At 61.2% G+C, this 21964-nt stretch carries 20 protein-coding genes and 1 tRNA gene; 14 read left to right on the plus strand and 7 right to left on the minus strand.

The features are described from left to right. Positions 1 to 70: 70 nt before the first annotated feature. Both amt and AC6LJY_RS25405 read right to left on the minus strand, forming a co-directional pair. On the minus strand, positions 71 to 1309 hold the full coding sequence (gene amt, locus AC6LJY_RS25400; RefSeq protein WP_046807729.1) for an ammonium transporter: 1239 nt from the start codon (positions 1307 to 1309) through the stop codon (positions 71 to 73). 32 nt (positions 1310 to 1341) lie between these two features. Further along, the gene (locus AC6LJY_RS25405; protein ID WP_006218735.1) at positions 1342 to 1680 is read right to left on the minus strand and encodes a P-II family nitrogen regulator; all 339 of its coding nucleotides are present in this window, start codon (positions 1678 to 1680) and stop codon (positions 1342 to 1344) included. Between the two features lie 772 nt (positions 1681 to 2452). Here AC6LJY_RS25405 and AC6LJY_RS25410 point away from each other — a divergent pair. The 9 genes from AC6LJY_RS25410 to AC6LJY_RS25450 all read left to right on the plus strand — a co-directional run bounded on the left by AC6LJY_RS25410 (position 2453) and on the right by AC6LJY_RS25450 (position 10215). Beyond that, positions 2453 to 2704 carry an accessory factor UbiK family protein gene (locus AC6LJY_RS25410; protein WP_006218738.1) on the plus strand — a complete coding sequence of 84 codons (252 nt, stop codon included), beginning with the start codon at positions 2453 to 2455 and terminating at the stop codon, positions 2702 to 2704. 341 nt (positions 2705 to 3045) lie between these two features. Continuing rightward, the gene (locus AC6LJY_RS25415) at positions 3046 to 4578 is read left to right on the plus strand and encodes a YifB family Mg chelatase-like AAA ATPase (protein WP_498137044.1); all 1533 of its coding nucleotides are present in this window, start codon (positions 3046 to 3048) and stop codon (positions 4576 to 4578) included. Between the two features lie 376 nt (positions 4579 to 4954). Further along, the gene (gene rpmI, locus AC6LJY_RS25420; RefSeq protein ID WP_006218740.1) at positions 4955 to 5152 is read left to right on the plus strand and encodes a 50S ribosomal protein L35; all 198 of its coding nucleotides are present in this window, start codon (positions 4955 to 4957) and stop codon (positions 5150 to 5152) included. A 15-nt stretch (positions 5153 to 5167) separates the two neighbouring features. Further along, a complete protein-coding gene (rplT, locus tag AC6LJY_RS25425) occupies positions 5168 to 5527 on the plus strand; it encodes a 50S ribosomal protein L20 (protein WP_006218741.1) in 360 nt (119 codons plus the stop codon). A gap of 77 nt (positions 5528 to 5604) precedes the next feature. Further along, positions 5605 to 6627, plus strand: coding sequence for a phenylalanine--tRNA ligase subunit alpha (pheS, locus tag AC6LJY_RS25430; RefSeq protein ID WP_498137045.1), 1023 nt, complete (start codon positions 5605 to 5607; stop codon positions 6625 to 6627). A 13-nt stretch (positions 6628 to 6640) separates the two neighbouring features. Further along, positions 6641 to 9058: a phenylalanine--tRNA ligase subunit beta gene (gene pheT / locus AC6LJY_RS25435; protein ID WP_485858464.1), complete on the plus strand. Its 2418-nt coding sequence runs from the start codon at positions 6641 to 6643 to the stop codon at positions 9056 to 9058. A 3-nt stretch (positions 9059 to 9061) separates the two neighbouring features. Beyond that, the gene (locus AC6LJY_RS25440) at positions 9062 to 9403 is read left to right on the plus strand and encodes an integration host factor subunit alpha (protein ID WP_006218744.1); all 342 of its coding nucleotides are present in this window, start codon (positions 9062 to 9064) and stop codon (positions 9401 to 9403) included. Between the two features lie 58 nt (positions 9404 to 9461). Then, entirely contained in the window at positions 9462 to 9905 is a 444-nt protein-coding gene (locus tag AC6LJY_RS25445) for a MerR family transcriptional regulator (RefSeq protein WP_046807426.1), read from the plus strand. A 233-nt stretch (positions 9906 to 10138) separates the two neighbouring features. Then, positions 10139 to 10215: transfer RNA gene (locus tag AC6LJY_RS25450), tRNA-Pro, on the plus strand. A 149-nt stretch (positions 10216 to 10364) separates the two neighbouring features. On the opposite strand, the gene AC6LJY_RS25455 is transcribed toward AC6LJY_RS25450, so the two are convergent. From AC6LJY_RS25455 to AC6LJY_RS25465, 3 genes are all read right to left on the minus strand, one after another. Continuing rightward, entirely contained in the window at positions 10365 to 10892 is a 528-nt protein-coding gene (locus AC6LJY_RS25455) for a tyrosine-type recombinase/integrase (RefSeq protein WP_498137046.1), read from the minus strand. Between the two features lie 598 nt (positions 10893 to 11490). Continuing rightward, the gene (locus AC6LJY_RS25460) at positions 11491 to 15333 is read right to left on the minus strand and encodes an autotransporter outer membrane beta-barrel domain-containing protein (RefSeq protein WP_498137047.1); all 3843 of its coding nucleotides are present in this window, start codon (positions 15331 to 15333) and stop codon (positions 11491 to 11493) included. Positions 15334 to 15933: 600 nt separating this feature from the next. Beyond that, positions 15934 to 16338, minus strand: a complete 405-nt coding sequence (locus AC6LJY_RS25465) for a hypothetical protein (RefSeq protein ID WP_498137048.1) — start codon at positions 16336 to 16338, stop codon at positions 15934 to 15936. A gap of 202 nt (positions 16339 to 16540) precedes the next feature. On the opposite strand from AC6LJY_RS25465, the gene AC6LJY_RS25470 reads away from it, so the two are divergent. Continuing rightward, positions 16541 to 17287, plus strand: coding sequence for a hypothetical protein (locus AC6LJY_RS25470; RefSeq protein ID WP_498137049.1), 747 nt, complete (start codon positions 16541 to 16543; stop codon positions 17285 to 17287). Positions 17288 to 17290: 3 nt separating this feature from the next. Then, positions 17291 to 18103, plus strand: coding sequence for an alpha/beta fold hydrolase (locus tag AC6LJY_RS25475; protein ID WP_498137050.1), 813 nt, complete (start codon positions 17291 to 17293; stop codon positions 18101 to 18103). Positions 18104 to 18180: 77 nt separating this feature from the next. On the opposite strand, the gene AC6LJY_RS25480 is transcribed toward AC6LJY_RS25475, so the two are convergent. Then, positions 18181 to 18750: a hypothetical protein gene (locus AC6LJY_RS25480; protein WP_485132071.1), complete on the minus strand. Its 570-nt coding sequence runs from the start codon at positions 18748 to 18750 to the stop codon at positions 18181 to 18183. A gap of 54 nt (positions 18751 to 18804) precedes the next feature. Here AC6LJY_RS25480 and AC6LJY_RS25485 point away from each other — a divergent pair, with 54 nt between their 5' ends. Both AC6LJY_RS25485 and AC6LJY_RS25490 read left to right on the plus strand, forming a co-directional pair. After that, positions 18805 to 19719, plus strand: coding sequence for a PhzF family phenazine biosynthesis protein (locus AC6LJY_RS25485; protein WP_498137051.1), 915 nt, complete (start codon positions 18805 to 18807; stop codon positions 19717 to 19719). A 286-nt stretch (positions 19720 to 20005) separates the two neighbouring features. Continuing rightward, positions 20006 to 20440 (plus strand): GNAT family acetyltransferase, encoded by a 435-nt coding sequence (locus AC6LJY_RS25490; RefSeq protein ID WP_498137052.1) that lies wholly within the window; start codon positions 20006 to 20008, stop codon positions 20438 to 20440. Positions 20441 to 20477: 37 nt separating this feature from the next. On the opposite strand, the gene AC6LJY_RS25495 is transcribed toward AC6LJY_RS25490, so the two are convergent. Next, positions 20478 to 21431 carry a M14 family metallopeptidase gene (locus AC6LJY_RS25495; RefSeq protein ID WP_498137053.1) on the minus strand — a complete coding sequence of 318 codons (954 nt, stop codon included), beginning with the start codon at positions 21429 to 21431 and terminating at the stop codon, positions 20478 to 20480. A 308-nt stretch (positions 21432 to 21739) separates the two neighbouring features. Here AC6LJY_RS25495 and AC6LJY_RS25500 point away from each other — a divergent pair, with 308 nt between their 5' ends. Continuing rightward, on the plus strand, positions 21740 to 21943 hold the full coding sequence (locus tag AC6LJY_RS25500; RefSeq protein WP_240434065.1) for a hypothetical protein: 204 nt from the start codon (positions 21740 to 21742) through the stop codon (positions 21941 to 21943). Positions 21944 to 21964: the final 21 nt, after the last annotated feature.

Raw genomic sequence — 21964 nt, forward strand, 5'->3', positions numbered from 1 at the left:
TCGGGGGGCAGCCCCCGACGCCGTTTCTGGCAAGCCCTGCGGCAGTCAAGCCGCAGGCTTGCAAACCGCTTTAGCTGTGATAAGCCGATTCGCCGTGGCTGGTGACGTCCAGACCTTCGCGTTCCTGATCTTCCGGCACACGCAGGCCGCACAGGGCGTTGGCGATCTTGTAGGCAATCCACGCCACCACACCGGACCAGACGATGGTCAGCAGCACGCCTTCCAGCTGCACCCACAGTTGGTGGGCGATCATGCCGGGTTCGGCCAGACCGGGGCCACCGAGGACCTGCGCATTGAACACGCCGGTCAGCAAGGCGCCGACGATACCGCCCACACCGTGCACGCCGAACACATCCAGCGCGTCATCGGCACGCAGCAAACGCTTCAGGCCATTCACACCCCAGACGCAGACGATGCCGGCGATCACGCCGATGATCAGTGCGCCCACCGGGCCGACCAAGCCGGCTGCCGGCGTGATGCCCACCAGACCTGCGATCGCGCCGGACGCAGCGCCCAGCATCGACGGCTTGCCCTTGACGGCCCATTCCGTGAACAACCAGGCCAGAACGGCACCGGCAGTTGCGATCATCGTGTTGAAGAAGGCCAGCGTGGCGTTCTCGTTGGCGGCCAGCGCCGAACCCGCGTTGAAGCCGAACCAGCCCACCCACAGCAGGGCGGCGCCCACGAAGGTCATCGGCAGGTTGTGCGGTTGCATCGCTTCGCGGCCGTAGCCCACGCGCTTGCCCACCACATAAGCACCCACCAGGCCGGCCACACCGGCGTTGATGTGCACCACGGTGCCGCCGGCAAAGTCCAGTGCGCCCTTGGCGTTCAGCAGGCCGGGCGCCGTTTCGGACGCGAACCACACCATGTGGGCGATCGGCACGTAGGCAAACGTGAACCAGATCACCGTGAACACCAGCACGGCCGAAAAGCGGGCGCGCTCGGCAAAGCTGCCCACGATCAGCGCGCAAGTGATGCCGGCGAACGTGGCCTGGAACGAGGCAAACAGCAGCTCGGTCAGGGTGTTCGACATGGCGTACTTGCCGTCAGCCGGTGTGAACATGCCAGAGAAGAAGGCGCGCGACAGGCCGCCGAAGAATGCATTGCCTTCGGTGAAGGCAAGCGAATAACCGTAGATGAACCAGAGAACCAGGCCCAACACGAACGTGCACAACACTTGCAGCAACACAGACAGCACGTTCTTGCTGCGTACCAGGCCGCCATAGAACATCGCCAGACCGGGTACGGCCATCATCAATACGAGCAGGGTAGAGACGAGCAACCAGGAGATATCTGCTTTATCCATTTTCAGGCTCCAATGAGTCTTTCTTTATTTATTTACAGCGCAGCTTCGCCAGCTTCACCTGTGCGGATACGGATCACCTGTTCCAGCGGGGCGGCAAAGATCTTGCCGTCACCGATCTTGCCGGTACGAGCGGCTTGCTCGATCGCCTCGATGACCTGGTCCACAAGGTGATCGGGCACGGCGGCTTCGACACGCAGCTTGGGCAGAAAGTCCACGGCGTATTCCGCGCCGCGATACAGCTCGGTATGGCCCTTTTGACGGCCAAAACCCTTTACTTCAGTAACAGTCAGGCCCTGGACGCCGATCCCGGATAGAGCCACCCGCACTTCGTCGAGCTTGAAGGGCTTGATGATGGCGATGATGAGTTTCATGGCATTTCCTCTCATGGTTGCACGTTGGCTCCGACTATCAAGCAATATCCATGCCATGTTTCCCGGCGCGTGGAATGCGGGCTGCACGCGCGCATGTTGTGCTTGTTCGCACCAATCTGGGGCGTTATGCACCACGGAGCGGCCTCAATATGGTGCGTGATGCGCGCCATTGGGTGCATGCAACGAAATATGTTTCCAAAGCGGCATTTGTAGCCAGTTGATGCCGTGGCCGTTGCGGTTTGTATTGCCGTTTTCTTCGGTGTCCGCTTTGCCCGGTCGGTGTGAACCGGCCGCGAAGCGTTGCGGCGCAACGGTGACCCGGGTTTCAAGGCCGCCGTGTTCGGTATTCGGGCGGCTATTCAATCGGCCAAATGGAGGATTCCCTTGATACCAGGGATTACAGGCGTCGGCTTGTTGCCGGGGGACGGGTGAAGAAGAATCAAGACAACTCCGGCTGAGGCAAGCGCCAAGCAGTAAGCAGCAAGCAACGTCAGGCGGCCAAATCGCAGTGGGCTGCCGTTGCTGGCACGACGCCGCTAGCGGCGCAATGCAAGCAGTCGTCGGATTTATATGCGCGATCGGCAAGCCAGATGGGTTGCCTGTAACGATGTTGGTAGGGGGTTGCCGCCATGGCAGCCCGGTTTTCTCCTGTGCTTTGATGGGCGGTCACCGCATGCGGCCCGCCCTTTTTTTTGGCGCGCGCTGGCGGGGCGTGGCTGCGCCAGCTCGGCAAGGCACTACACTTGAGGCATCAAGAACCAGAGAGGCCGCTATGAATAATCGCACCCAGTGGATGGAAGACATCCAGAAAAATATTTCTGACCTGATTGCCCGCAGCCCGGCTGCGGATGTGGAGCGCAATGTGCGCGCCATGATGACGCAGGCGTTCTCGAAGCTGGACCTGGTCACGCGCGAAGAATTCGACGTACAAGCCGATTTGCTGGCGCGTACGCGCGCCCGCGTGGACCAGCTTGCCGCACAGGTACAACAGATGGAATCGCGCTTGTCCGCGCTGGACAAGTGATGTGCCGTCAGGAGCTAACCGTTAGCAGCTAGCCGCTCACCGTGAGCCGCTCACCGTGAGCCGCTCGGCAGTCCCCGTCACAAAGCAAAGCAAAACGACCGCACCGTGCGGTCGTTTTGCTTTTGGGGAACGGGAAGGGGGGCACGCGCAAGCGATTTCGGAGAAGTGATCGGGGCCTGGCGATCGGGGGCAGGGGGGGCAGAGGAGGGGGAACGGGAGCGGGGAGCAGGAACGGGGAACAGGAACGGGGAACAAGGAACAAGGGACATCATTGTCCCGCTCGGCCCATCGCGCCGGACGGAATTGCGGATACTGACGGTCTTGTATTCACGGAGACTGTCTTGACGCTTGCCGTACTTGCCAGCCGCGCGCTCAGCGGCATGCACGCGCACGCTGTTCGGGTCGAGACCCATTTGGGCCCCGGCCTGCCCAGCTTCAACGTCGTGGGGCTTGCGGACACCGAAGTGCGCGAAAGCCGTGAACGCGTGCGTGCCGCGATATTGAACAGCGGGTTTGATTTCCCGCCCGGCCGCATCACTGTCAATTTGTCGCCGGCCGACATCCCCAAGGAATCAGGTCGCTTTGATCTGCCTATCGCGTTAGGCCTGCTGCTGGCTTCCGGTCAGCTATCCGCGCCCGTTGCGGGCCAAGGGGAGGGGCAGCCCAGGGGGCCTGATCCCTCTTTGGTTGATCTGGTGTTCGCCGGCGAGCTATCCCTGACCGGCGCACTGGTGCCCGTTGCCGCACCGTTGGTTATTGCCTTGAGCGTGGCGCGGGATGCACCCGGCGCCACGCTGATACTGCCGGCGGGCAGCGCTGAAGAGGCCGCATGGGTGCCGGACCTGCGCGTTTTGTCCGCGCGCAGCCTGGCCGATGTCGCTGCGCACGCAGCCGGCTCGCATCACCTTGCCGACGCCGTCCCCAAGGCATGGCCACAGGCGCCACCCGGGCCGTGCCTGTCGGATGTCCGGGGGCAGGCGGGTGCAAGGCGGGCGCTGGAAGTGGCGGCGGCGGGCGGCCATAGCCTGCTGATGGTGGGTCCGCCGGGCGCCGGTAAAAGCATGCTGGCGTCGCGTTTGCCGGGCTTGCTGCCGCCGCTGGATCGATCCCAGGCGTTGGAAGCGGCCGCCGTCTCCGCCTTGGCGGGCTTGCCGCAAACGTTGATGGGCCAGCCGCCGTTTCGCGCACCCCACCATTCCGCCTCGGTCGCCGCCTTGGTGGGCGGGGGCAGCCGGCCCCGCCCAGGCGAGATCAGCCTGGCGCACAATGGCGTGCTGTTTCTGGACGAACTGCCCGAGTACAGCCGGCGCACGCTGGAAGCCTTGCGCGAGCCCTTGGAGGCGGGCAGGGTGGTTATCGCCCGGGCGTTACACGCGGCGCAATTTCCGGCGCGTTTTCAATTGATCGCGGCAATGAATCCCTGCCCGTGCGGATGGCGCGGGCACCCGGTGCGGGCCTGTGTATGCAAACCGGACCAGATTGCGCGCTATGTGGGCAAGATATCGGGGCCACTACTGGATCGGATCGACCTGCACGTGGCACTGCCACCCTCTGACCCCGAATCAATGGCGGGCCCGCCTGGCGAAGCCTCGCGGCACGTGCTTGAACGGGTCACGCGCTGCCGACAGCGGCAGCACGACCGTCAGGGCAAGCTGAACGCTGCGTTGAGCGGCGCCGAGCTGGATCAGCACTGTGTGATGCAGGCGGATGCGCAGGCGCTACTCTTTCAGGCCATGCGGCGTTTGTCGGGTTCCGGGCGGGCGCTGCACCGGGCGCTGCGCGTTGCCCGTACGATCGCCGATCTTGAAGGGGCCGACGCGCTGGCTGCCAGTCATGTTGCCCAGGCGGTTCAGTACCGCCGGCCGGGTTTGTAGGGTTCCTTGGAAGCCGGCTGTGCGTCCACCTGGGGTTTTTCCGCATTCCGGCTCGACAACACCCAGGAAATCACCATATAATCAAAGGCTTTCCCGGATCTGGCGTGCTTTTTAGCGGCAGACGTTCCAGGAAAGAAGTAGCAGCAAAGAGATAAGCCAAGCTGGCCGCGCTGAAAATCAATAGGCGTTTGCCGGTAGTAGTACAGCAATGTCTCGGCAGTACCTCAGCAATACCCAGCAGTACCCCCCAAGAAGTGGCAACAGGTTTACAAGTTTTGCCGTTGTGTCGGTACCAGCCTTCGGGCTGCCAGCCACCAGCGCCCAAGCACCTCGCGTCATGTCAAATCAACAACGAGTTTAAGTTTAGGGAATCATCATGCCCAAGATGAAAACCAAGAAAAGCGCCTCCAAGCGCTTTAAGGTTCGCGGCAGCGGCTCCATCAAGCGCGGTCAGGCGTTCAAGCGCCACATTCTGACCAAGAAGACCACGAAGGCCAAGCGTCAATTGCGCGGCTCGACGGCCGTTCATGAATCCAACGTGGCCTCCGTCAAGGCCATGATGCCTTTCGCTTGATAAGGGAGACTTAATATGCCTCGCGTCAAACGCGGCGTAACTGCCCGCGCACGTCACAAAAAAGTCATTGCCGCCGCCAAGGGTTACCGTGGCCGCCGCGGTAATGTGTTCCGTATTGCCAAGCAAGCAGTCATGCGCGCTGGCCAATACGCCTACCGCGACCGTCGTAACAAGAAGCGCACGTTCCGTGCTCTGTGGATCACGCGTATCAACGCTGCTGTCCGCGAACATGGCGTCAGCTACAGCGTGTTCATCGCTGGTCTGAAGAAGGCTTCGATTGAACTGGATCGTAAGGTCCTGGCCGATCTGGCCGTGCGCGACAAGGCCGGCTTTGCCGCCATCGTGCAGCAAGCCAAGGCTGCCTTGGCTGCCTGATCGCGCGCTTTAACTCATCGCGCATCGCTGCAAACGGGGCTGTAATAGCCCCGTTTGCGTTTTGAAGGCTGGATTTCATGACTCTATTGGTTGACGACCTGGTCTCCCAGGCGCAAGAACGGTTCGCCGCGGCTACGGATGCCGCCGCGCTCGAGAACGCAAAGGCTCGATTCCTGGGTAAGGAAGGCGCACTGACGGTGCTGCTCAAGGGTCTGGGCAAGCTCGATCCCGAGCAGAAGCGCGAGATGGGCGCCCGTATCAATCAGGCCAAGCAACAAGTCGAAGAGCTCCTGAATTCGCGCCGCGCTGCATTGGCGCAGGCGGAACTGGACGCCCGACTGGCTTCTGAAACCATTGACGTCACCCTGCCGGGCCGCGGTCGCGCGCCGGGGGGCATCCATCCGGTGATCCGGACCTGGGAACGTGTGGAAGCTATCTTCCGTTCCATTGGCTTCGACGTGGCCGACGGCCCCGAAGTGGAAAACGACTGGACCAATTTCACCGCATTGAACAACCCGCTGGACCATCCGGCGCGTTCCATGCAGGACACGTTCTACGTCGACATGAACGACGCCGACGGCCTGCCGCTGCTGCTGCGCACGCACACCAGCCCCATGCAGGTGCGTTATGCCCGCATGCACAAACCGCCCATCAAGGTGATTGCACCCGGGCGCACCTATCGCGTCGACAGCGACGCCACGCACTCGCCCATGTTCCACCAAGTGGAAGGGCTCTGGATCGCCGAGGACATCTCGTTTGCCGACCTGAAGGGCGTGTACACCGATTTCCTGCGTTGCTTCTTTGAAAGCGATGATCTTGTCGTGCGCTTCCGCCCGTCGTTCTTCCCGTTCACGGAGCCGTCCGCCGAAATCGACATGATGTTCACCTCGGGTCCCAACTGTGGTCGCTGGCTGGAAATTTCCGGCTCGGGCCAGGTGCACCCCGAAGTGGTGCGCAACTTCGGCCTTGATCCCGAGCGCTACATCGGCTTTGCCTTTGGTTCCGGCCTTGAGCGCCTGACGATGTTGCGCTACGGCGTCAACGACCTGCGCCAGTTCTACGAAGGCGATTTGCGCTTCTTGCGCCAGTTCAACGAATAACAGACGGCTGATCATGCAATTTCCCGAATCCTGGCTGCGTACGCTGGTCAACCCTCCCATCGCAACCGACGAACTCGCGCACCGCCTCACCATGGCCGGCCTGGAAGTCGAAGAGACGGCGCCTGCCGCACCGGCCTTTACCGGCGTTGTCGTGGGTCACATCGTCGATATCGCTCCGCATCCCGACGCCGACAAGCTGCGCGTGTGCCAAGTGGACGATGGCTCCGGCGAACGCCTGCAAATCGTGTGCGGCGCACCGAACGCGGCTGCCGGCCTGAAGGTGCCATTGGCACGCGTGGGCGCTGAACTGCCTGGCGGCATGAAGATCGGCGTAGCAAAAATGCGCGGCGTCCAATCGTCGGGCATGTTGTGCTCGGCCCGCGAACTGGGCTTGTCGCAAGACCACGCAGGCTTGTTGGAACTGCCCGCCGACATGGTGCCCGGTCAGTCTATCCGCGAAGCGCTGGACCTGGACGACACGCTCTTCACGCTCAAGCTCACGCCCAACCGCGCCGACTGCCTGTCGATACTTGGCGTGGCGCGCGAAGTGGCCGCGTTGACGGGCGCACCGTTGTCGGTTCCCACGGCCGTTGCCGTGCCCGTGCAGCTTGAAGATCGTCTGCCCGTCAAGATCGAAGCTCCCGACCTGTGCGGCCGTTTTGCCGGCCGAGTCATTCGTGGCGTGAATGCTCGCGCCGCAACGCCAGACTGGATGAAGACGCGCCTTGAGCGCGCCGGCCAGCGTTCGTTGTCGGCATTGGTCGACATCTCGAACTACGTCATGCTTGAGTTGGGCCGCCCGTCGCACGTGTTCGATCTGGACAAGATCGGCGGCGATATCTCCGTGCGCTGGGCGCGCGAAGGCGAGACGCTGGAACTGCTGAACGGCCAGACCATCACGCTGGATCCGAAGGTCGGCGTGGTGGTGGCCGGCGATCAGGTGGAAAGCCTGGCCGGCATCATGGGTGGTGAAGCCACGTCCGTAACGCTGGACACGCAGAACGTCTATCTGGAAGCCGCGTTCTGGTGGCCGCAGGCCATTGCGGGTCGCGCGCGCCGCTACAAGTTCAGCTCGGAAGCCAGCCATCGCTTCGAGCGCGGCGTGGACTACGCCAGCATTCCCGAACACATCGAATTCATTACGCGCTTGATCGTCGACATCTGCGGCGGCCAGGTCGGCCCGGTGGATGACCAGATCGTCAACCTGCCTACGCGCGCGCCGGTCCGCATGCGCCTGGCGCGCTGCCATCGCGTGCTTGGCGTGCCCGTCACGCAAGAGCAGGTCGCCAAGATTTTCGCCAGCCTGGGTCTGGAATTCACGGTCGAAGGCGATGACTTCATCGTCAGCCCGCCGTCGTACCGCTTCGACCTTGAAATCGAAGAAGACCTGATCGAGGAAGTGGCTCGCATCTACGGCTTCGAGAGCATTCCCGATGTGCCGCCGATGGCGCGCGCCAAGATGTTCTCGCAGCCCGAAGTGCATCGTGGCGCGCATGCGCTGCGTCGCCTGACGGCCGCCCAGGATTACCAGGAAGTCGTGAACTACAGCTTCGTTGAAGCCGATTGGGAACGCGACTACGCCGGCAACGACACGCCGGTTCGCCTGGTGAATCCTATTGCCAGCCATTTGTCGGTCATGCGTTCCAGCCTGATTGGTGGCTTGGTCGCCAACATCCGCCACAACGCCAACCGCAAGCAGTCGCGCGTTCGCGTGTTCGAACTGGGTCGCGTCTTCATGCGCGACGCCAGTGCGCAAGACGGTCCGCTGGAAGTTGCGGGTGTGCGCCAACCGATGCGCTTGTCGGGCGCTGCCTGGGGCCCGGCCGTTGAAGAGCAGTGGGGCGTGGCCACGCGCCAAGTCGATTTCTTTGACGTGAAAATGGACGTCGAGGCGTTGTTTGGCGCCCGCGGTCGTCGTCTGCGATTCGAAGCTGCGTCGCATCCCGCGCTGCATCCGGGCCGCAGCGCCCGCATCGAGCTCGATGGCAAGCAAGTGGGCTGGGTCGGCGAACTGCACCCGCGTTGGGCGCAGCAGGCAGACTTGGCGCACGCGCCCGTCGTGTTCGAACTTGACGTGCAAGCCTTGTCCGAAGGCGAGTTGCCTCAAGTGCGCGAGCTCTCGCGCCAGCCCGTGGTCGTGCGCGACCTGGCGCTGTGGGTGGACGCTTCGGTGTCCACGCAATCGATGCTGGACACGGTGTTTGCCGCGGTCAAGGCGGATGCGCAACTGGCAGTTGTGCAGGACGCGCGCGTGTTTGACGTGTGGCGCGAGAAGGCCCATGGCAGCGAGCCCGTCACGGAGAAAAGCCTTGCTTTCCGTTTCTGGCTACAGGACACTGAGGTCACCCTGGACGAAGCCCGTGTGGCGGATTGCCTGTCCCGCATCAAGGATGCATTGGTCGGCGCCCACGGCGCGCGCCAGCGTACATGAACCATGGGGAACAGTATGCTTGCTGCCGAGCCACGCACCCTGACCAAGGCTGAGCTTGCCGAACTGCTCTTCGAGCGGGTCGGCTTGAACAAGCGCGAGGCCAAGGACATCGTCGATACCTTCTTCGAAGAAATCCGTGACGCCTTGGCTCGCGGTGATTCCGTGAAGCTTTCGGGTTTCGGCAATTTCCAGGTGCGCGACAAGCCGCCACGACCTGGCCGCAATCCCAAAACCGGCGAGACCATTCCCATCGCCGCACGCCGCGTGGTCACGTTCCACGCGAGTCAGAAACTCAAGAGCGTGGTAGAGCAGGCGACCCCTGCTGCACCCGACGCCGCGGAGTGATACGCTTTGTCGGTAATTGTTATCGGCACCCAGCTTACTCGCGGCATAAAATTCGCTTATGACACGTACTGAATCCACCGTTACCCTGCCGCCCATTCCCGCCAAGCGTTACTTCACCATTGGTGAAGTCAGCGAGCTGTGTGGCGTCAAGCCTCACGTCTTGCGGTACTGGGAACAGGAATTCACCCAGCTCAAGCCGGTCAAGCGGCGCGGCAATCGCCGCTACTATCAGCATCACGAAGTGCTGCTGATTCGCCGCATCCGTTCCTTGCTGTATGAACAAGGCTTCACGATCAGCGGTGCGCGCAATCGCCTGGGCGATGCGCGCGATATGCCGCACGATCAAGACGCCGCCGTTCGCTTGTCGGGCGCCGAAATGCAGGGCCTGCGCAACGAGCTTGCCAGCGTCTCGACGATGTTGGCAGACGCCTTGGGCCTGCCCGCTAACGTGACCAACGTGGCCGCCAGCGCAAGCAGCGGCACCGTCAGCACGGTGGCATAAGTCGGTCGGCCTCATCCGCGCCAACCCGCATTTGATAGAAAGCGTTATCCGCAACGCGCGTCGCTGATCCGCTTCGCGCGCGGCAACAAGCAGTGCATTGCGCTTCATGCGCCGTCTGATAGATAGCTAGTGCAGACGACGAACATGAAGCGCAAATTTTTTTTGAGTATTCAGCACTTTTTTTGCACCAATGCGTGCAAACTTATTTTTGTTCTGCTATACTCTTTTTCTTTCGGGGCGTAGCGCAGCCTGGTAGCGCACTTGCATGGGGTGCAAGGGGTCGCGAGTTCGAATCCCGCCGTCCCGACCAGCAATACCCTAGGGGGTTAGTGATAGTAATCACTAACCCCCTTTCTCATTGCGGGAACTTTCTGGGGACTTTGCTCTATTGTTGTCGGCGCAATACCGTCAACGTAGGCGTGTGATCATTGGTGCGTGTAATGCGATTGGCCAATTCGATCAGCTTGCCCAGCTCCGCGGCAGAGTAGTGCGACGTGACGCTGCCATTTGTATGGCCCAACAGCACCTGACGATCCTCATGCGAAACGTCGCAGCCCTAAGCCGACGCCCAAACGTGTGTTTTAGATCGTGCACGCGAAGCCGTGCGAAGTCCGGATGCGCCGGCTTGCCGTATTTCTTCTCCCAAGCCGACGCAGCACGCTTGCGCGCGCTACGCCACGCGGTCGCGTTCATTCGCGACATCGGACCTCCTCCGAATGGGAACACCCATTCCTTATCTAAACCGCGTTGAAGCCGGATGACCTCACTGGCGGCGTCGTTGAGCACCACGAGCCGCTCTTCGCGATTTTTCACCCCTGAGTCGTCAAACCGGCCACCAAAGTCTGCTGGCAACAAGAAGACCGAAGTGCGGAGCTCAGGTACGTGAATCTCCCATTCCCAGCGCAGTTTGCACACCTCTTGCTCGCGGCAGCCTGTATTGGTCGTGTACAGCGCCATCCGCTTGAGATACAGCGGCAGCTCGCTCATCAGGAGGTCTTCCGAGAACTTGTACCCGTGCTGCCTCGAATTCTGCCGACCCCCTTGATTTACTTGTCGATGTGCCAGATCCCGTTTTCTTGGTATAGGCCTGTGATTTTCTGCGCCATGTCCCGGTGATTCCTTCCTGAAATTCTGAATTCGCCTGGCCTCGCGGCAACAAGGGCTGGATGTCTTTTTCGACCGCGTGTACCTGCTTGTAGTGTTCGGCGAATTGGTCCAACTCGATGCGGTTAAAGCCGATACCTTGATTGCCTATCGAGAACTCGAGCAGGTGCGGCCTCGCATCGCGCGTGAAGACGGTGCGGGACATCCCTAGAGATGCCGGTGCCTTTCCCGCCCGGTTGAAGTGGGGCTTCAACGTGCCGAAGTCAACGCTGCACGATGTGTTGCAGGCTTACCGTGATTTGGCCGGGCCAGAGAGGGAAGGAGCCTTGACGAGCTTGGACTTTGCTACGCGCCGGTGTGGACTCGTGGCGGTCATGGACGTACCGCAATGAGCTAGGCATCTACAGCGGTTGCCCTCAAAACAAAATGGGCCGCCTGTTTCCACGCGGCCCACTTGCCTTCTAAGACGTAAGGCTGCGACTTAGAAGCTGAATTTGACGCCGACTTGTCCGCTGACGTCGCTGAAGCTGTTGCTGCCTTGTTGGTAGCCCACGCTGCTGTAACCGCTCCATCCGCGACCGATTTCGAACTGCGCGCCGACCTTGGTTTCCAAGAGGTTCTTCGGCAGGTCATGGCCCAAGCGTTCGCCGTCCATCGCAATCGACGATTTGTTGCCACCCGACCACCAATTCACTTCCGCAAACGGTTGGATTCGGTTTGTGCTGTTATCCAACGAACGGGCATACACGCGGGCACCCAGGCGCGTAGTCGTGCCACCCGCCTTGCCGCTTTGCACGAGCGTCCCGTTGTCTTCGCGCACGTCGTCGCTGCGGTAGTTGGTGTGGATGACCTGCGCTTGCGGCTCCAGATAGACACCGTAACTTTCGCCTTGGTGCACCTTGAACGAGTAGCCGGCTTCCAACGAACCCGACCAAGTGCTCGACTTGTACTTCTCGCTATCCAAGTGGTCGCCCTTGACCGTGTTGTCGAAGTCACCATATTGCAGCCAGGTGTCCACATAGGCGCCTTCGGGTCCCTTGGGGTTCTCGAACCACGTGCCGTAGATGCCGACGTTCTTGCCATTCACCGTGCCACGCGCTTTGTGGTCGGTGATGTTGGATTTAGCATCGGTGGTGGCGTGGCCGTAGCCGCCCATCACGCCGGCATGCAGGCGGCCCGTGCCGACGTCGAATTGCTTTTCCACGCCTAGTTGCATGACGGTCGTGTTGGTATCAACATCGATCTGGCCGCCGATCTTGCCGGAATCCAATTTGCCAGTCCGCACGCGCATCCAGGTTGCGTAGCCTTCGCTGCTGTCTTTGCGAGCGGTCAAGCCAGGTTCGCCGACACGGTCATGCATGGTGTGCTCGAACATGCGGAGCGCGGCATTCTGGTTGCCCAGGTAGGCGCCCGGTTCCGAGCGTAGCGTCGGTTTACCGGGCTTGTTCGGGTTCTCGGGCACACCAGGAACTTCAGGCGTAGCCGGATTTTCCGGCGTTCCTGGGGTCTCAGGCGTACCCGGGTTTTCAGGCGTCGCCGGACCCTCGGGCGGGGTCGGGTTCTCGGGCGGAACCGGGGGAGCTTCAGAGCGCAAGTACCAGTTGCCATCGTCCGGCGTCGCTTTGCCGCCTTGGTACAACTGATAGTCGTAGAGGCCTGCAACGGCACGGCCTTGGAGCGCGAAGGTGCCGTTGGATGCGCCCGCCACGTTGATCAGCTCGATACCGTTGTCGGTGATCGCACCGGCACCGCCGGCGTTCTTCACCTGCACAAAGGTCTCTCCGCTGGTGCTGCCACCGACCACGAGCTTGTCAGTGACCGAATTGTCGCCGCCAAGCACGGTGTTCATCAACAAGGTACCGCCGTTGCCGACGTAGTCACCAGCCACGGTTAAAGTCGTACCGGCCACCGGCCCACTGCGCCCGGCAGGGTTGGAATTGCTTGTGAAGGCAATCGCACCCGCGTTGTCCAGGCTGGCAATGTTCTGGTCGAAACCACCTAGATCCAGTGTGGCCGCAGAAGCCACCTTGAAGTTGGAATTGCCACTGAGCGCACCAGCCACCCCTGCCTGCAACGTGCCGGCCTCTACCGACGTCGTGCCGGTGTAATCGTTCTCGCCAAGCAGGCGCGCGGTTCCCTTGTTGAATTTGTTGACGGTGAGGTCGCCGGTCATCGTGGCGGCCAGCTCGACGGAATCGGTATGGTCAAAATTGACAGTAGCCGCGCCGTCCCCACCGATGATGTAGGTGGCGTCCACGTTGCCCGCCAGACCGCCGTTGCCGACGTTGAGCGTGCCAATGGAATCTGGGCTGGCGGCAAGAAAGACACTGCTGGCCTTGATGCTGCCTTGTTCAGCCACCGTCAGAGTGGCTTTGCCGTATTCGCCGACGCTCACAAGGCCGGCGCTGTCCCACACCGAGCCCTGCCCACTGACCAACGCGGTGCCCTCGGAACCCGCTTCGCTGCCGATGCGGCTGAAGTCGCTACTGACCATTCCACCGTCGGTAATGTTCAATGTGCCGGCGCCCTCGTGCCCGACGTTGATCGAACTGCCGACCTGCCACGTGGAACCATCGCCGACGACGTTGACGTTGCCGTTGGCACCCGCCATGTCTCCAACGTTCGCGTAGTCATGCGTGATAACTTGCCCACCGTCGACGATGGTCATCGTACCGGAACCGGCCTGGCCAACAAGCACGCTGCTGTTAGTCCAAGAGGACCCGGCGCTGGCTACGGTTACGTTCCCGACGGCGTTGCCATTCGTACCGACGCTAGACGCGCCGCTTACGACCGCAGCCTGATCGGTAATATTGAGTGAGCCATTGGCTGCTTTGCCGACATCGAGCGTTCCGATAGATGTCCAGTTCGAACCTGGGCCACTCACCATAACCGTGCCGGTAGAACCACTGACGTTGCCTATAGAGCCTGTGCCGCTGGTGACGCTCCCGCCCTCGGAGATCTGCAAGCTGCCGTTGCCTCCGTTTCCGACTTTTAGCGCAGTGCCAACTTGCCACTGAGAGCCTTCGCCGCGTACGGTGACGGCGCTAGTGGAAGCGGACTGATCAGCTACCGTCGCATAATCCTGTGTCGTCACTTTACCGCCGGCTGCGATATCCATCGAAGCATTACCGTAGAAGCCCACCAGTAGGTTCTGATTTGTCCAGGTTGAGCCGGCGTCTTGAATGAGGACCGCGCCATTTGAACTAGGATTGTTTCCAATATGGCTGTTCCCGCTAACGACAGAGCCTTGATCCGCGATGGTAATTTTTCCGGTCCCATTTATGCCGACCCACAATCCATTTTGGATCTGCCAGCTTGAGTGGGCGCCGGTTACCAAGACCGAGCCTTCCGCTGTACGGTTATTGCCCACGCCGCGGCCCATACCCACACCGGCTGTGGCATTGCTAGTTACGGAGCCGCCATTCTCTATTATCAAGGTTCCAGAACCATTGGCGCCCACGTCAAAATTGACGCCGCTAGTGACCCAATTGGATCCAGCGCCTGTGACCTTTACTGCACCTATCGACCCTTCGTTATTGCCTATATAGGTTGTTCCGCTAGTCACCGTGGCGCCGTCGCTGATCGCGAGCGAACCCGCGCTAGTCGCGTTGCTGCCAATTTGTAACTCGCCAGTTGTTGCCCAGGTCGAGCCTGCGCCGGCAACCGTTACGGCCCCAACGGAGCCCGCGCCAAGGCCAACTTTTGCAGTCGAGGTGCTCACCATGGCGCCATCTTGAATGTTCAGCGTGCCGTTACCGTCTGGTTGGCCTACCCACAAGTCGCTGCTGTTCAAGGTAGACCCGGGGCCGGTGACATTTACTATGCCCGTCGAACCCCTACCCGAACCGATCGACATGAAGCCAGCGTTGACTGTTCCTTGGTCGGTGATGGACAGGCTACCTGTGCCGCCGGTGCCTATACCCACCACAAGGTCGCCGGTATTCCATGTCGAGCCGTCCCCGTCCACGACGACGGAAGCTGAACTGTTCGCGCCAAAGCCAATGTAACCATACCTCGGCGTGTTGACTATGCCGCCTTCAGTGATCGTCAAGCTGGCAGAACTCTCAGCCTGATAGCCTAATCGAATGGTCTGCGGATCCCAGGGGCTGGGCTGAGTGCCTCCGCCCGCGCCGGAGACGGTGATGTCACTGTTGATGTCAGCGGCTACTGCCGTAGACTGCAGGCCAAAGGAGACGGCGATAGCCAGCACCCCGGCGCCAACCACAGCGGACGTTTTGCCGCCGCCGCGGCCTGTGGCGAGCTCGGACGCGACGACCCAGGCGCCTGTCGTCGCATTGCGGACGACGCGATAAATTTTGTTCATTGAAGTACCCGTCACATAGGAAAATAACGACTCCGATGCTAGGGGTTAACCCGGGGTTTCACTATGGGACGGGTACTAAAGGACATGAGTCCCTAATAAAGAAATGTCAGGTCAGAACGCCGATACCAGAATTGCCGCGGGGAGATAGGGTGATGCGACGTTCGCCTTGGCGCTCAAGTTCGAGTAGACGCTGGCGGCCAAGTGGTGCCGGAGGGGTGCGTTTCCACCGGCGCCAACACTCAGGGCGACAACCGCATTAACCGCCAGTGGTACTGGCCGCTCCAGAAAATGTGGCGTGGAAGCTGGGTAACAGTATCGGTCGTACCCTAGGAGTTATCGATGAGAGTGTTTAGGAAGTATGTGCCGGAGGATGCAATTCCAGCGTGCAGTACCTTCAGGACGACGATGGCGTAACGAATTAAGTTTCTTCGTCATGCATGGGGTGCAAGGGTCGCGAGTTCGAATCCCGCCGTCCCGACCAGAAGTTCCAAGGCCGTTAGGAGAAATCACTAACGGCCTTTCTCATTTCCGCTTTCGGTTGGTTGCACCGATATCTGCACTTATCGCGCCGACATCTGCCCGGCGCTTTTCGCCCGTTCACTATCCGCCGCCCAGTCTCTCCGCCGTCTTCCCCACGCGCATTTTTCTGCTGAAAACGACGCTTAGCGAATGATCTGCCGTGCGCACGAACGTCACGTCGGCGCTGGGGCGTGCAACCGACATCACTGCCATCACCGCCATCGCGGCAGTCCATATCAGTCCAATGACGGGTATGGACGCGATTGCGCTGTGATGCAAGCTTGTAAAAGGGTTCGACGGCCTATTCACGACACGGCTTTTCAGCCCGGCTTGCGCCACCAATTCGCCTGCGCGTAGCAGGGTGGCTTCCATGTCGTGGACGTTTTCCATATAGAAGTTCTGCTTGTCGAAAAGCGCGCTCGAAAGCAGCTGTGCAAACTGCGCTTCGCTGATTTCGTTCATGTAGTAGGTGCGGGCGAAAGGCATAGGGTCTTCCCGGTTTTGATATCAGCAGCTTGTGGCAGCTTAGCCGAACGACCCCTTGGCCGAACAGCATGCCGGCGGAACAAAATGCGTCCAGCAGCGCCCACATATTCTGTTCATCAACGTGCTGGTATAACTAGCGTCCAGACTCCGTTCGTAAAGGGTTCCCGTGGCTCGAAAACTCGCTGGTAGGCGTCTTATCGCGTTGACCTTCAACGCCATTGGCAAAAGCGGCCGCCACATGGTGGCGTCGGCGCCATGGTCCTTGTGCGTGTTTTTTCTATCGCTTCCTTTTGCCTTGCTGGCGTTCAAATCTGTCGGTGCGATGCAGTTTTTGTTTCTGCTGCTGGCGTTGATCAATTTGCTGGCATTGGCACGAATGACCTTCGCATGGACGGATGTCGTCGCCGGCAGGGACGCCGTGGTCGAACAGCCGAAGCGGGCGGCCAATGCCGAGGCAAAGCACTTGGCGCTGTTGGTTCTTTTCGTGGTCGTGGCAGGCGCGGTGTTGCGAGCTTCCGCCGACATTCCGCTGTGGCTCTACTTCGCGCTGAATAGCGGTGGCGACGCAAAGTTCTTTGGCGCGTTGTTCAGCGTGCTTGGTCTGATCTGGGTGCCAACGATATACGCCGGCGCGGTATATGTGCCGAGCCTGCCGCGCGCCGCGTCATCAGGCGAATACGGATTCAAGGAGGTGCGCCAAACCATGGTCTTTCGGCGCTGGCCGTTGGCCATTGTGTTGTTTGGCCTTGTCGTGTCGGCGGGCGTCACGAAGACCTTGGTCGTCGACGTTGCGCGCCGCGTTACCTTGTCCGGCATCGCTTATGGCCTGCTCGGCATGTTGATCTGCACGGCCATGATGGTCATAGCGGCGGTGATGGCCGCGGTCGCCTATCGCGAATCCTCACGCGGCAGCGAGGAGAACATCGGCGGCGCTGCCGTGGTGGTTTGATTGATGCGAAGCCAACATCACATAACGAGTGGCCGGGCGTCGCTTTTTGCCGAGACGGCGGGACGTGGCGACCCGGTGGTATTCCTGCACGCCGCCATCTGCGACAGCCGTATGTGGGAGGCGCAGATGGGTCAAGTCGCGAAAACAAATACCGCTATTGCCTATGATCGTCGCGGCCACGGGCGGACGCGTGCCGAAGTGGAAGATTATTCAGCGGTTGCCGATCTGGTGGCAGTGCTGGATACGTTGGCAGAAGGCAAGCCGGCAATTCTGGTGGGTTGTTCGCAAGGCGCCCGCGTTGCACTGGACGCGGCGCTGTTGCACCCGTCGCGAGTGCGCGGCTTGGTGTTGATTTCGCCGACCGTTGCCGGCGCGGCCGACCCGGTGCATTCGCCAGCGGTGCACGAACTGATGGAAGAACTGAAGCGGGCCGGCGCGGCGGGTGATCAGGAACGTATCAATGCCTTGAAGGCGCGCCTGTTCCTGGATGGCCCGTTCGAGCAGGAAGGGCGGGTGTCGGGCGCCGCGCGCACGCTGTTTCTGGAAATGAACGGCGCCATATTAAGCGCGCCGTATCGCGGCTCAAGCATCGATAACGTGGCTGCGTACCAGCGCCTGGGCGAAATCGAAGTGCCGACGCTTGTGTTGTGGGGCGCTTGCGACTTTCCACATATCCAGGCGCGTAGCAGACAAGTTGCCGCGTTGCTCCCTTATGGCATTGGCACAGAATTGCCCTGCACGGCGCATTTGCCCAGCCTGGATCGGCCTGCGGAACTGAACGCGCGCCTGGCCGCGTTTATCGCGAGCGCTACCTGATCGTCCGCCTGGCGCGTGCCGTGCACGCTCCGGCTTGAGAGATTGACGATGCACCGGCGCGCGGACGTTTAATCGGCTTAACGCTTCTTACCCGCGCCACGCGGCATGGGCGGTAGCGGGGAGCCGACGTGTGAGGCCAGCCAGTGTTCGATCTTGTCGTCGCGGCGGGCGGCCCAGTCTTTGCCAATTTCCAGGACAAGCATGTTGCGGGTGTCGCCAAGGTCCGGGGCGTCCTTTGGCAACATGACGCGCCAGATTTCCGAGGCGACCATATCGGTGGTCAGCAGCACGCCGATGCCTTTGGCGTCGATCCATAGCGGCGCTGCGCGATCGTCGACAAACTTCTTCAGGTTTTCCAGCTGCTTTTGCGCGAGTGACGCGTTGTCTTTTGATGCCGCGATCAGGACCAGGTATTGCCGGTGGCCGACTGCGGGTTCTTCGGCGTCGCCAAAGGGGTTTTCCATGATGCATTCCTTGCAAAAGTAAACGCGTTCGGGTGCGCGATTGCGGCCCGGCGCGGTAGTGCGCGAACGCAATGGCGGCTTGGCGTGAGTGCCGCTGCGCGCGATTGCGATCCAGCACCACAGGGTACTCGACTCCGCCCCTGCTGTTATGGCGAAAATCTCCGTCTTCTGTGCCTGTTGCAACGTGGCTGACCGCGCGCATACTCGTCGCCTTACCACCGCCAAAGAGAAGACCGCATGCGCTACCGCTATGTCACTGCCGATGTGTTCACCGGCCAAACCTATTGTGGCAACCCATTGGCTGTCGTGTTGGACGCGCAGGGGCTGGATGGCGCGCAGATGCAGCGCATTGCGCGAGAGTTCAATTATTCGGAAACCAGCTTCGTGCTGCCACCCAAGGACGCCGGTAATACGGCCTGGGTTCGGATATTCACGCCTGATCGCGAGGTGCCGTTCGCGGGGCACCCCAACGTAGGCACCGCCGTGGTGCTGGCGCGCGAGATGGTCGCGGCGGGGCGCCCGATGCCGGACGCGTTTGTCTTCGAGGAAGAAGCAGGCTTGGTGCGCATTACGTTGCGCGCGGGCACCAAGGGTGTGGAAAGCGTCGAGCTTCTGGCGCCGCAACCGCTGTCACGCGCCAGCGAAGTGTCGGCTGCGGATCTGGCGCGTGCGTTGAAATTGAACCCCGAGGACGTGGACACGTCCGAGCATGCGCCGCAAGTCGTGTCGGTGGGTTTGATTTTTCTGGTGGCGCAGCTGGCCAGCCGTGATGCCTTGCGCCGCGCATCGCCGGATTCGCAGGGCTACGCCGCGTTGCTGCCGCTGGATGGCGCAAAGTCCATTTACGTCTACACCACGGATACCGCAAGCGACACGATCGATGCTCCCACCGATATCCAGGCGCGCATGTTCACCGGCCGCATGACGGAAGACCCCGCCACCGGTAGCGCGACGGCCGCTGTCACGGCGCTGCGCGCGGCGTTGCGGGACCAGGGCAAACTGACGTTGCGCGTGGGGCAGGGCGTCGACATGGGGCGGCCAAGCCTGCTGCTGGCCCATGCCGAGCCGCGCACCGACGGCGTGTGGGCCGGGGTGGCGGGCCATGCCGTGGTGGTCATGGAAGGCACGTTGCCGGCGCCCGGCGCACAGTAAGCCGGTATTCACAGTAAGCCTGTATTGATCCCAGGGCAGGCGCTCGTGTAAGCTTGCCCGCATGAATCCCCATGATTTTCCTGCCGCATGCTTGGCAGACAACCGACGAGCCGCTCGACGTTTACGTTGAGTGGCTAGTCACGTACAGGCGCCGACCCTTCGGCGCTTGCCCTGAAGGCCACGATACCTCTCGTGGCCTTTTTGTTTTTGCGGTAAGTCCTTCGCCGCCCTGTAGCTTCCGAGGCGTATCGCCGGGCCTTCGTTTCCCTGATTGAAGGAACGAAGCATGACCTGCGAAACCCTGGCCATCCGGCCGTACCAACCTGCTGACGAAGCGGCGCTGATCCAGCTATGGCGCGACTGCGGCCTGACGCGTCCCTGGAACGACCCCGCCAAGGATATTGCCCGCAAGCTGACCGTGCAGCCGGAGTTGTTTCTGGTTGGTGAGATCCGCGGCGTGATCGTCGCCACGCTGATGGGTGGCTATGACGGGCACCGCGCCTGGATCAATTATCTGGCGGTAGCGCCCGCGCACCAGCGGCGGGGCTATGCCACCGAGCTGATGCGCGCTGTCGAAGCCAAGCTGCTTCAGATGGGCTGCCCGAAGATCAATCTGCTTATCCGAACCGGCAACGTCGCCGTGCAGGGCTTCTACAGAAGCTTGGGCTTTGAGCTGGATGAAGTGATCAGCATGGGCAAGCGCCTGATCCCTGACAGGTAGGCCGCGTTGCCACCTGGCGCATCGTGCGCCAGGTGGCTTAGATGGCTTCGGTAAGGTAGACCGCTTCCCTGCCGACGATCGGCATGCGCGTGGGCATGAAGATCGTGCAGCGGTCGCAAGGGGATCGGATTTCCTCGTCGCCGTTCATCGCGATGAGTTCGCCCTTGTCGAAGGTTTCAAAGCCGATGACATGGCGAGTGAAATGGAAGTCTTCGGACTTGACCATGTGCACTTCCAGCAAACGGAAGCGTTGCGGAACGGGCGGCGGTGGGGCGTTCAGGGGCGCATCGATGAGGCCGGTGTGGGCCAAAAAGCGCATCGTCACGTCGGTGGCCAATTCGGCGGCCGAGCGTGCGAAATGCTGGCCGCATTCGACAACCAAAGCTCCCTGGCTGTCGGACAGCGGGTCCCCATGATGGCCGTAGCCCATGACGCCCGTGCCGGGAAATTTATGCTGCGGCATCACCAGGTGCACCGCGGGCGCGCCAACGGCGGCCGCCAGGGCGGTATTGCGGTCCATCTCGTTGTAGACCCAGAACGGCTGCACGGGGGCGCGGGTCGAGTGGATGTCCAGCACAAAATCGGCGGCGTCCAGCACCGGTCGCAGTTGGCGGGCGCGGCGCAGTTCGGGGCTGTCTTCTGTTCCGTCCAACATGGCCGCCGACCAGATGCGATTCAGGTTATGCACCAGCTGCCGGTTCTCGTACGGGTTCTCGATGTCGAAGGCTTCATACGCTTCGACATGGGCAAAGCTGACGGTCAACGTGCCGATCTTGGGGCGCACACCGGTGTCCAGCAGATGCGTGGCGGCGACCATGCCACAGATTTCGTTGCCATGCGTGATGGCGTTGATCAGCACGTGAGGACCCGCGACGCCGGATTCAAAGCGATGCACGTACGGGATGCCCGTGTTGCCTTCGCGGTATGCAGACAGGTCGCGGGGCAGGACTTCGAGGGGGGCTGTGTCGGGTTCAAAAGGTAATGTTTGCATGGAACGAAAGGCCTCTTGGTGAACGTTGCAATATACCCCCCGACCGCGCCGAGCAAATCGCCCGCTGTGATTGCAGGAATGAAAAAAAAGACCGAATCGGCTTAAAAAGACGAAATTTCGATGCCATGCGCACGTGTGCAAGATGCTGGAGTACTAGGTGTACTAGTGCTTCATGACCCACTAAAAGCACTGCTTTTCAGTACCATTTTTTTTTGGCATATTGCGCGCGGAGTGTTTGATTTCAGGAGCGCGGAATGGGGGCGGGACCGCAACGCCATATCGATGGTTTTCAAGTGGGTTGTGAGATCGTGAGTCTGGATGCTGGCGTGATGGCTATCGAGGTCATCGTAAGCCGCCCAGGCAACGGAGGGGCGCAGCTGCAACGCTGGTCTTTGCCCCGCTTTGTCACGTTCGCGGATGCCGACGTGGCGCGGCGTCATGCGGAATTGGTGCTGTCTGGAATCGTGTCTGTGGATGCGTCCACCGGCGAACCGAGGTACGGCATTCTGTAGGCGCGCGGCAACGCCGGGCAT

Source organism: Achromobacter sp. RT286_PF (assembly GCF_059760425.1).

Excerpts from the sequence above, each read along its gene's own strand:
- amt (WP_046807729.1), bottom strand. The coding sequence starts at position 1,309 with ATGGATAAAGCAGATATCTCCTGGTTGCTCGTCTCTACCCTGCTCGTA.
- AC6LJY_RS25405 (WP_006218735.1), bottom strand. The coding sequence starts at position 1,680 with ATGAAACTCATCATCGCCATCATCAAGCCCTTCAAGCTCGACGAAGTG.
- AC6LJY_RS25410 (WP_006218738.1), top strand. The coding sequence starts at position 2,453 with ATGAATAATCGCACCCAGTGGATGGAAGACATCCAGAAAAATATTTCT.
- rpmI (WP_006218740.1), top strand. The coding sequence starts at position 4,955 with ATGCCCAAGATGAAAACCAAGAAAAGCGCCTCCAAGCGCTTTAAGGTT.
- rplT (WP_006218741.1), top strand. The coding sequence starts at position 5,168 with ATGCCTCGCGTCAAACGCGGCGTAACTGCCCGCGCACGTCACAAAAAA.
- pheS (WP_498137045.1), top strand. The coding sequence starts at position 5,605 with ATGACTCTATTGGTTGACGACCTGGTCTCCCAGGCGCAAGAACGGTTC.
- pheT (WP_485858464.1), top strand. The coding sequence starts at position 6,641 with ATGCAATTTCCCGAATCCTGGCTGCGTACGCTGGTCAACCCTCCCATC.
- AC6LJY_RS25440 (WP_006218744.1), top strand. The coding sequence starts at position 9,062 with ATGGGGAACAGTATGCTTGCTGCCGAGCCACGCACCCTGACCAAGGCT.
- AC6LJY_RS25445 (WP_046807426.1), top strand. The coding sequence starts at position 9,462 with ATGACACGTACTGAATCCACCGTTACCCTGCCGCCCATTCCCGCCAAG.
- AC6LJY_RS25455 (WP_498137046.1), bottom strand. The coding sequence starts at position 10,892 with ATGAGCGAGCTGCCGCTGTATCTCAAGCGGATGGCGCTGTACACGACC.
- AC6LJY_RS25460 (WP_498137047.1), bottom strand. The coding sequence starts at position 15,333 with ATGAACAAAATTTATCGCGTCGTCCGCAATGCGACGACAGGCGCCTGG.
- AC6LJY_RS25465 (WP_498137048.1), bottom strand. The coding sequence starts at position 16,338 with ATGCCTTTCGCCCGCACCTACTACATGAACGAAATCAGCGAAGCGCAG.
- AC6LJY_RS25475 (WP_498137050.1), top strand. The coding sequence starts at position 17,291 with ATGCGAAGCCAACATCACATAACGAGTGGCCGGGCGTCGCTTTTTGCC.
- AC6LJY_RS25485 (WP_498137051.1), top strand. The coding sequence starts at position 18,805 with ATGCGCTACCGCTATGTCACTGCCGATGTGTTCACCGGCCAAACCTAT.
- AC6LJY_RS25490 (WP_498137052.1), top strand. The coding sequence starts at position 20,006 with ATGACCTGCGAAACCCTGGCCATCCGGCCGTACCAACCTGCTGACGAA.
- AC6LJY_RS25495 (WP_498137053.1), bottom strand. The coding sequence starts at position 21,431 with ATGCAAACATTACCTTTTGAACCCGACACAGCCCCCCTCGAAGTCCTG.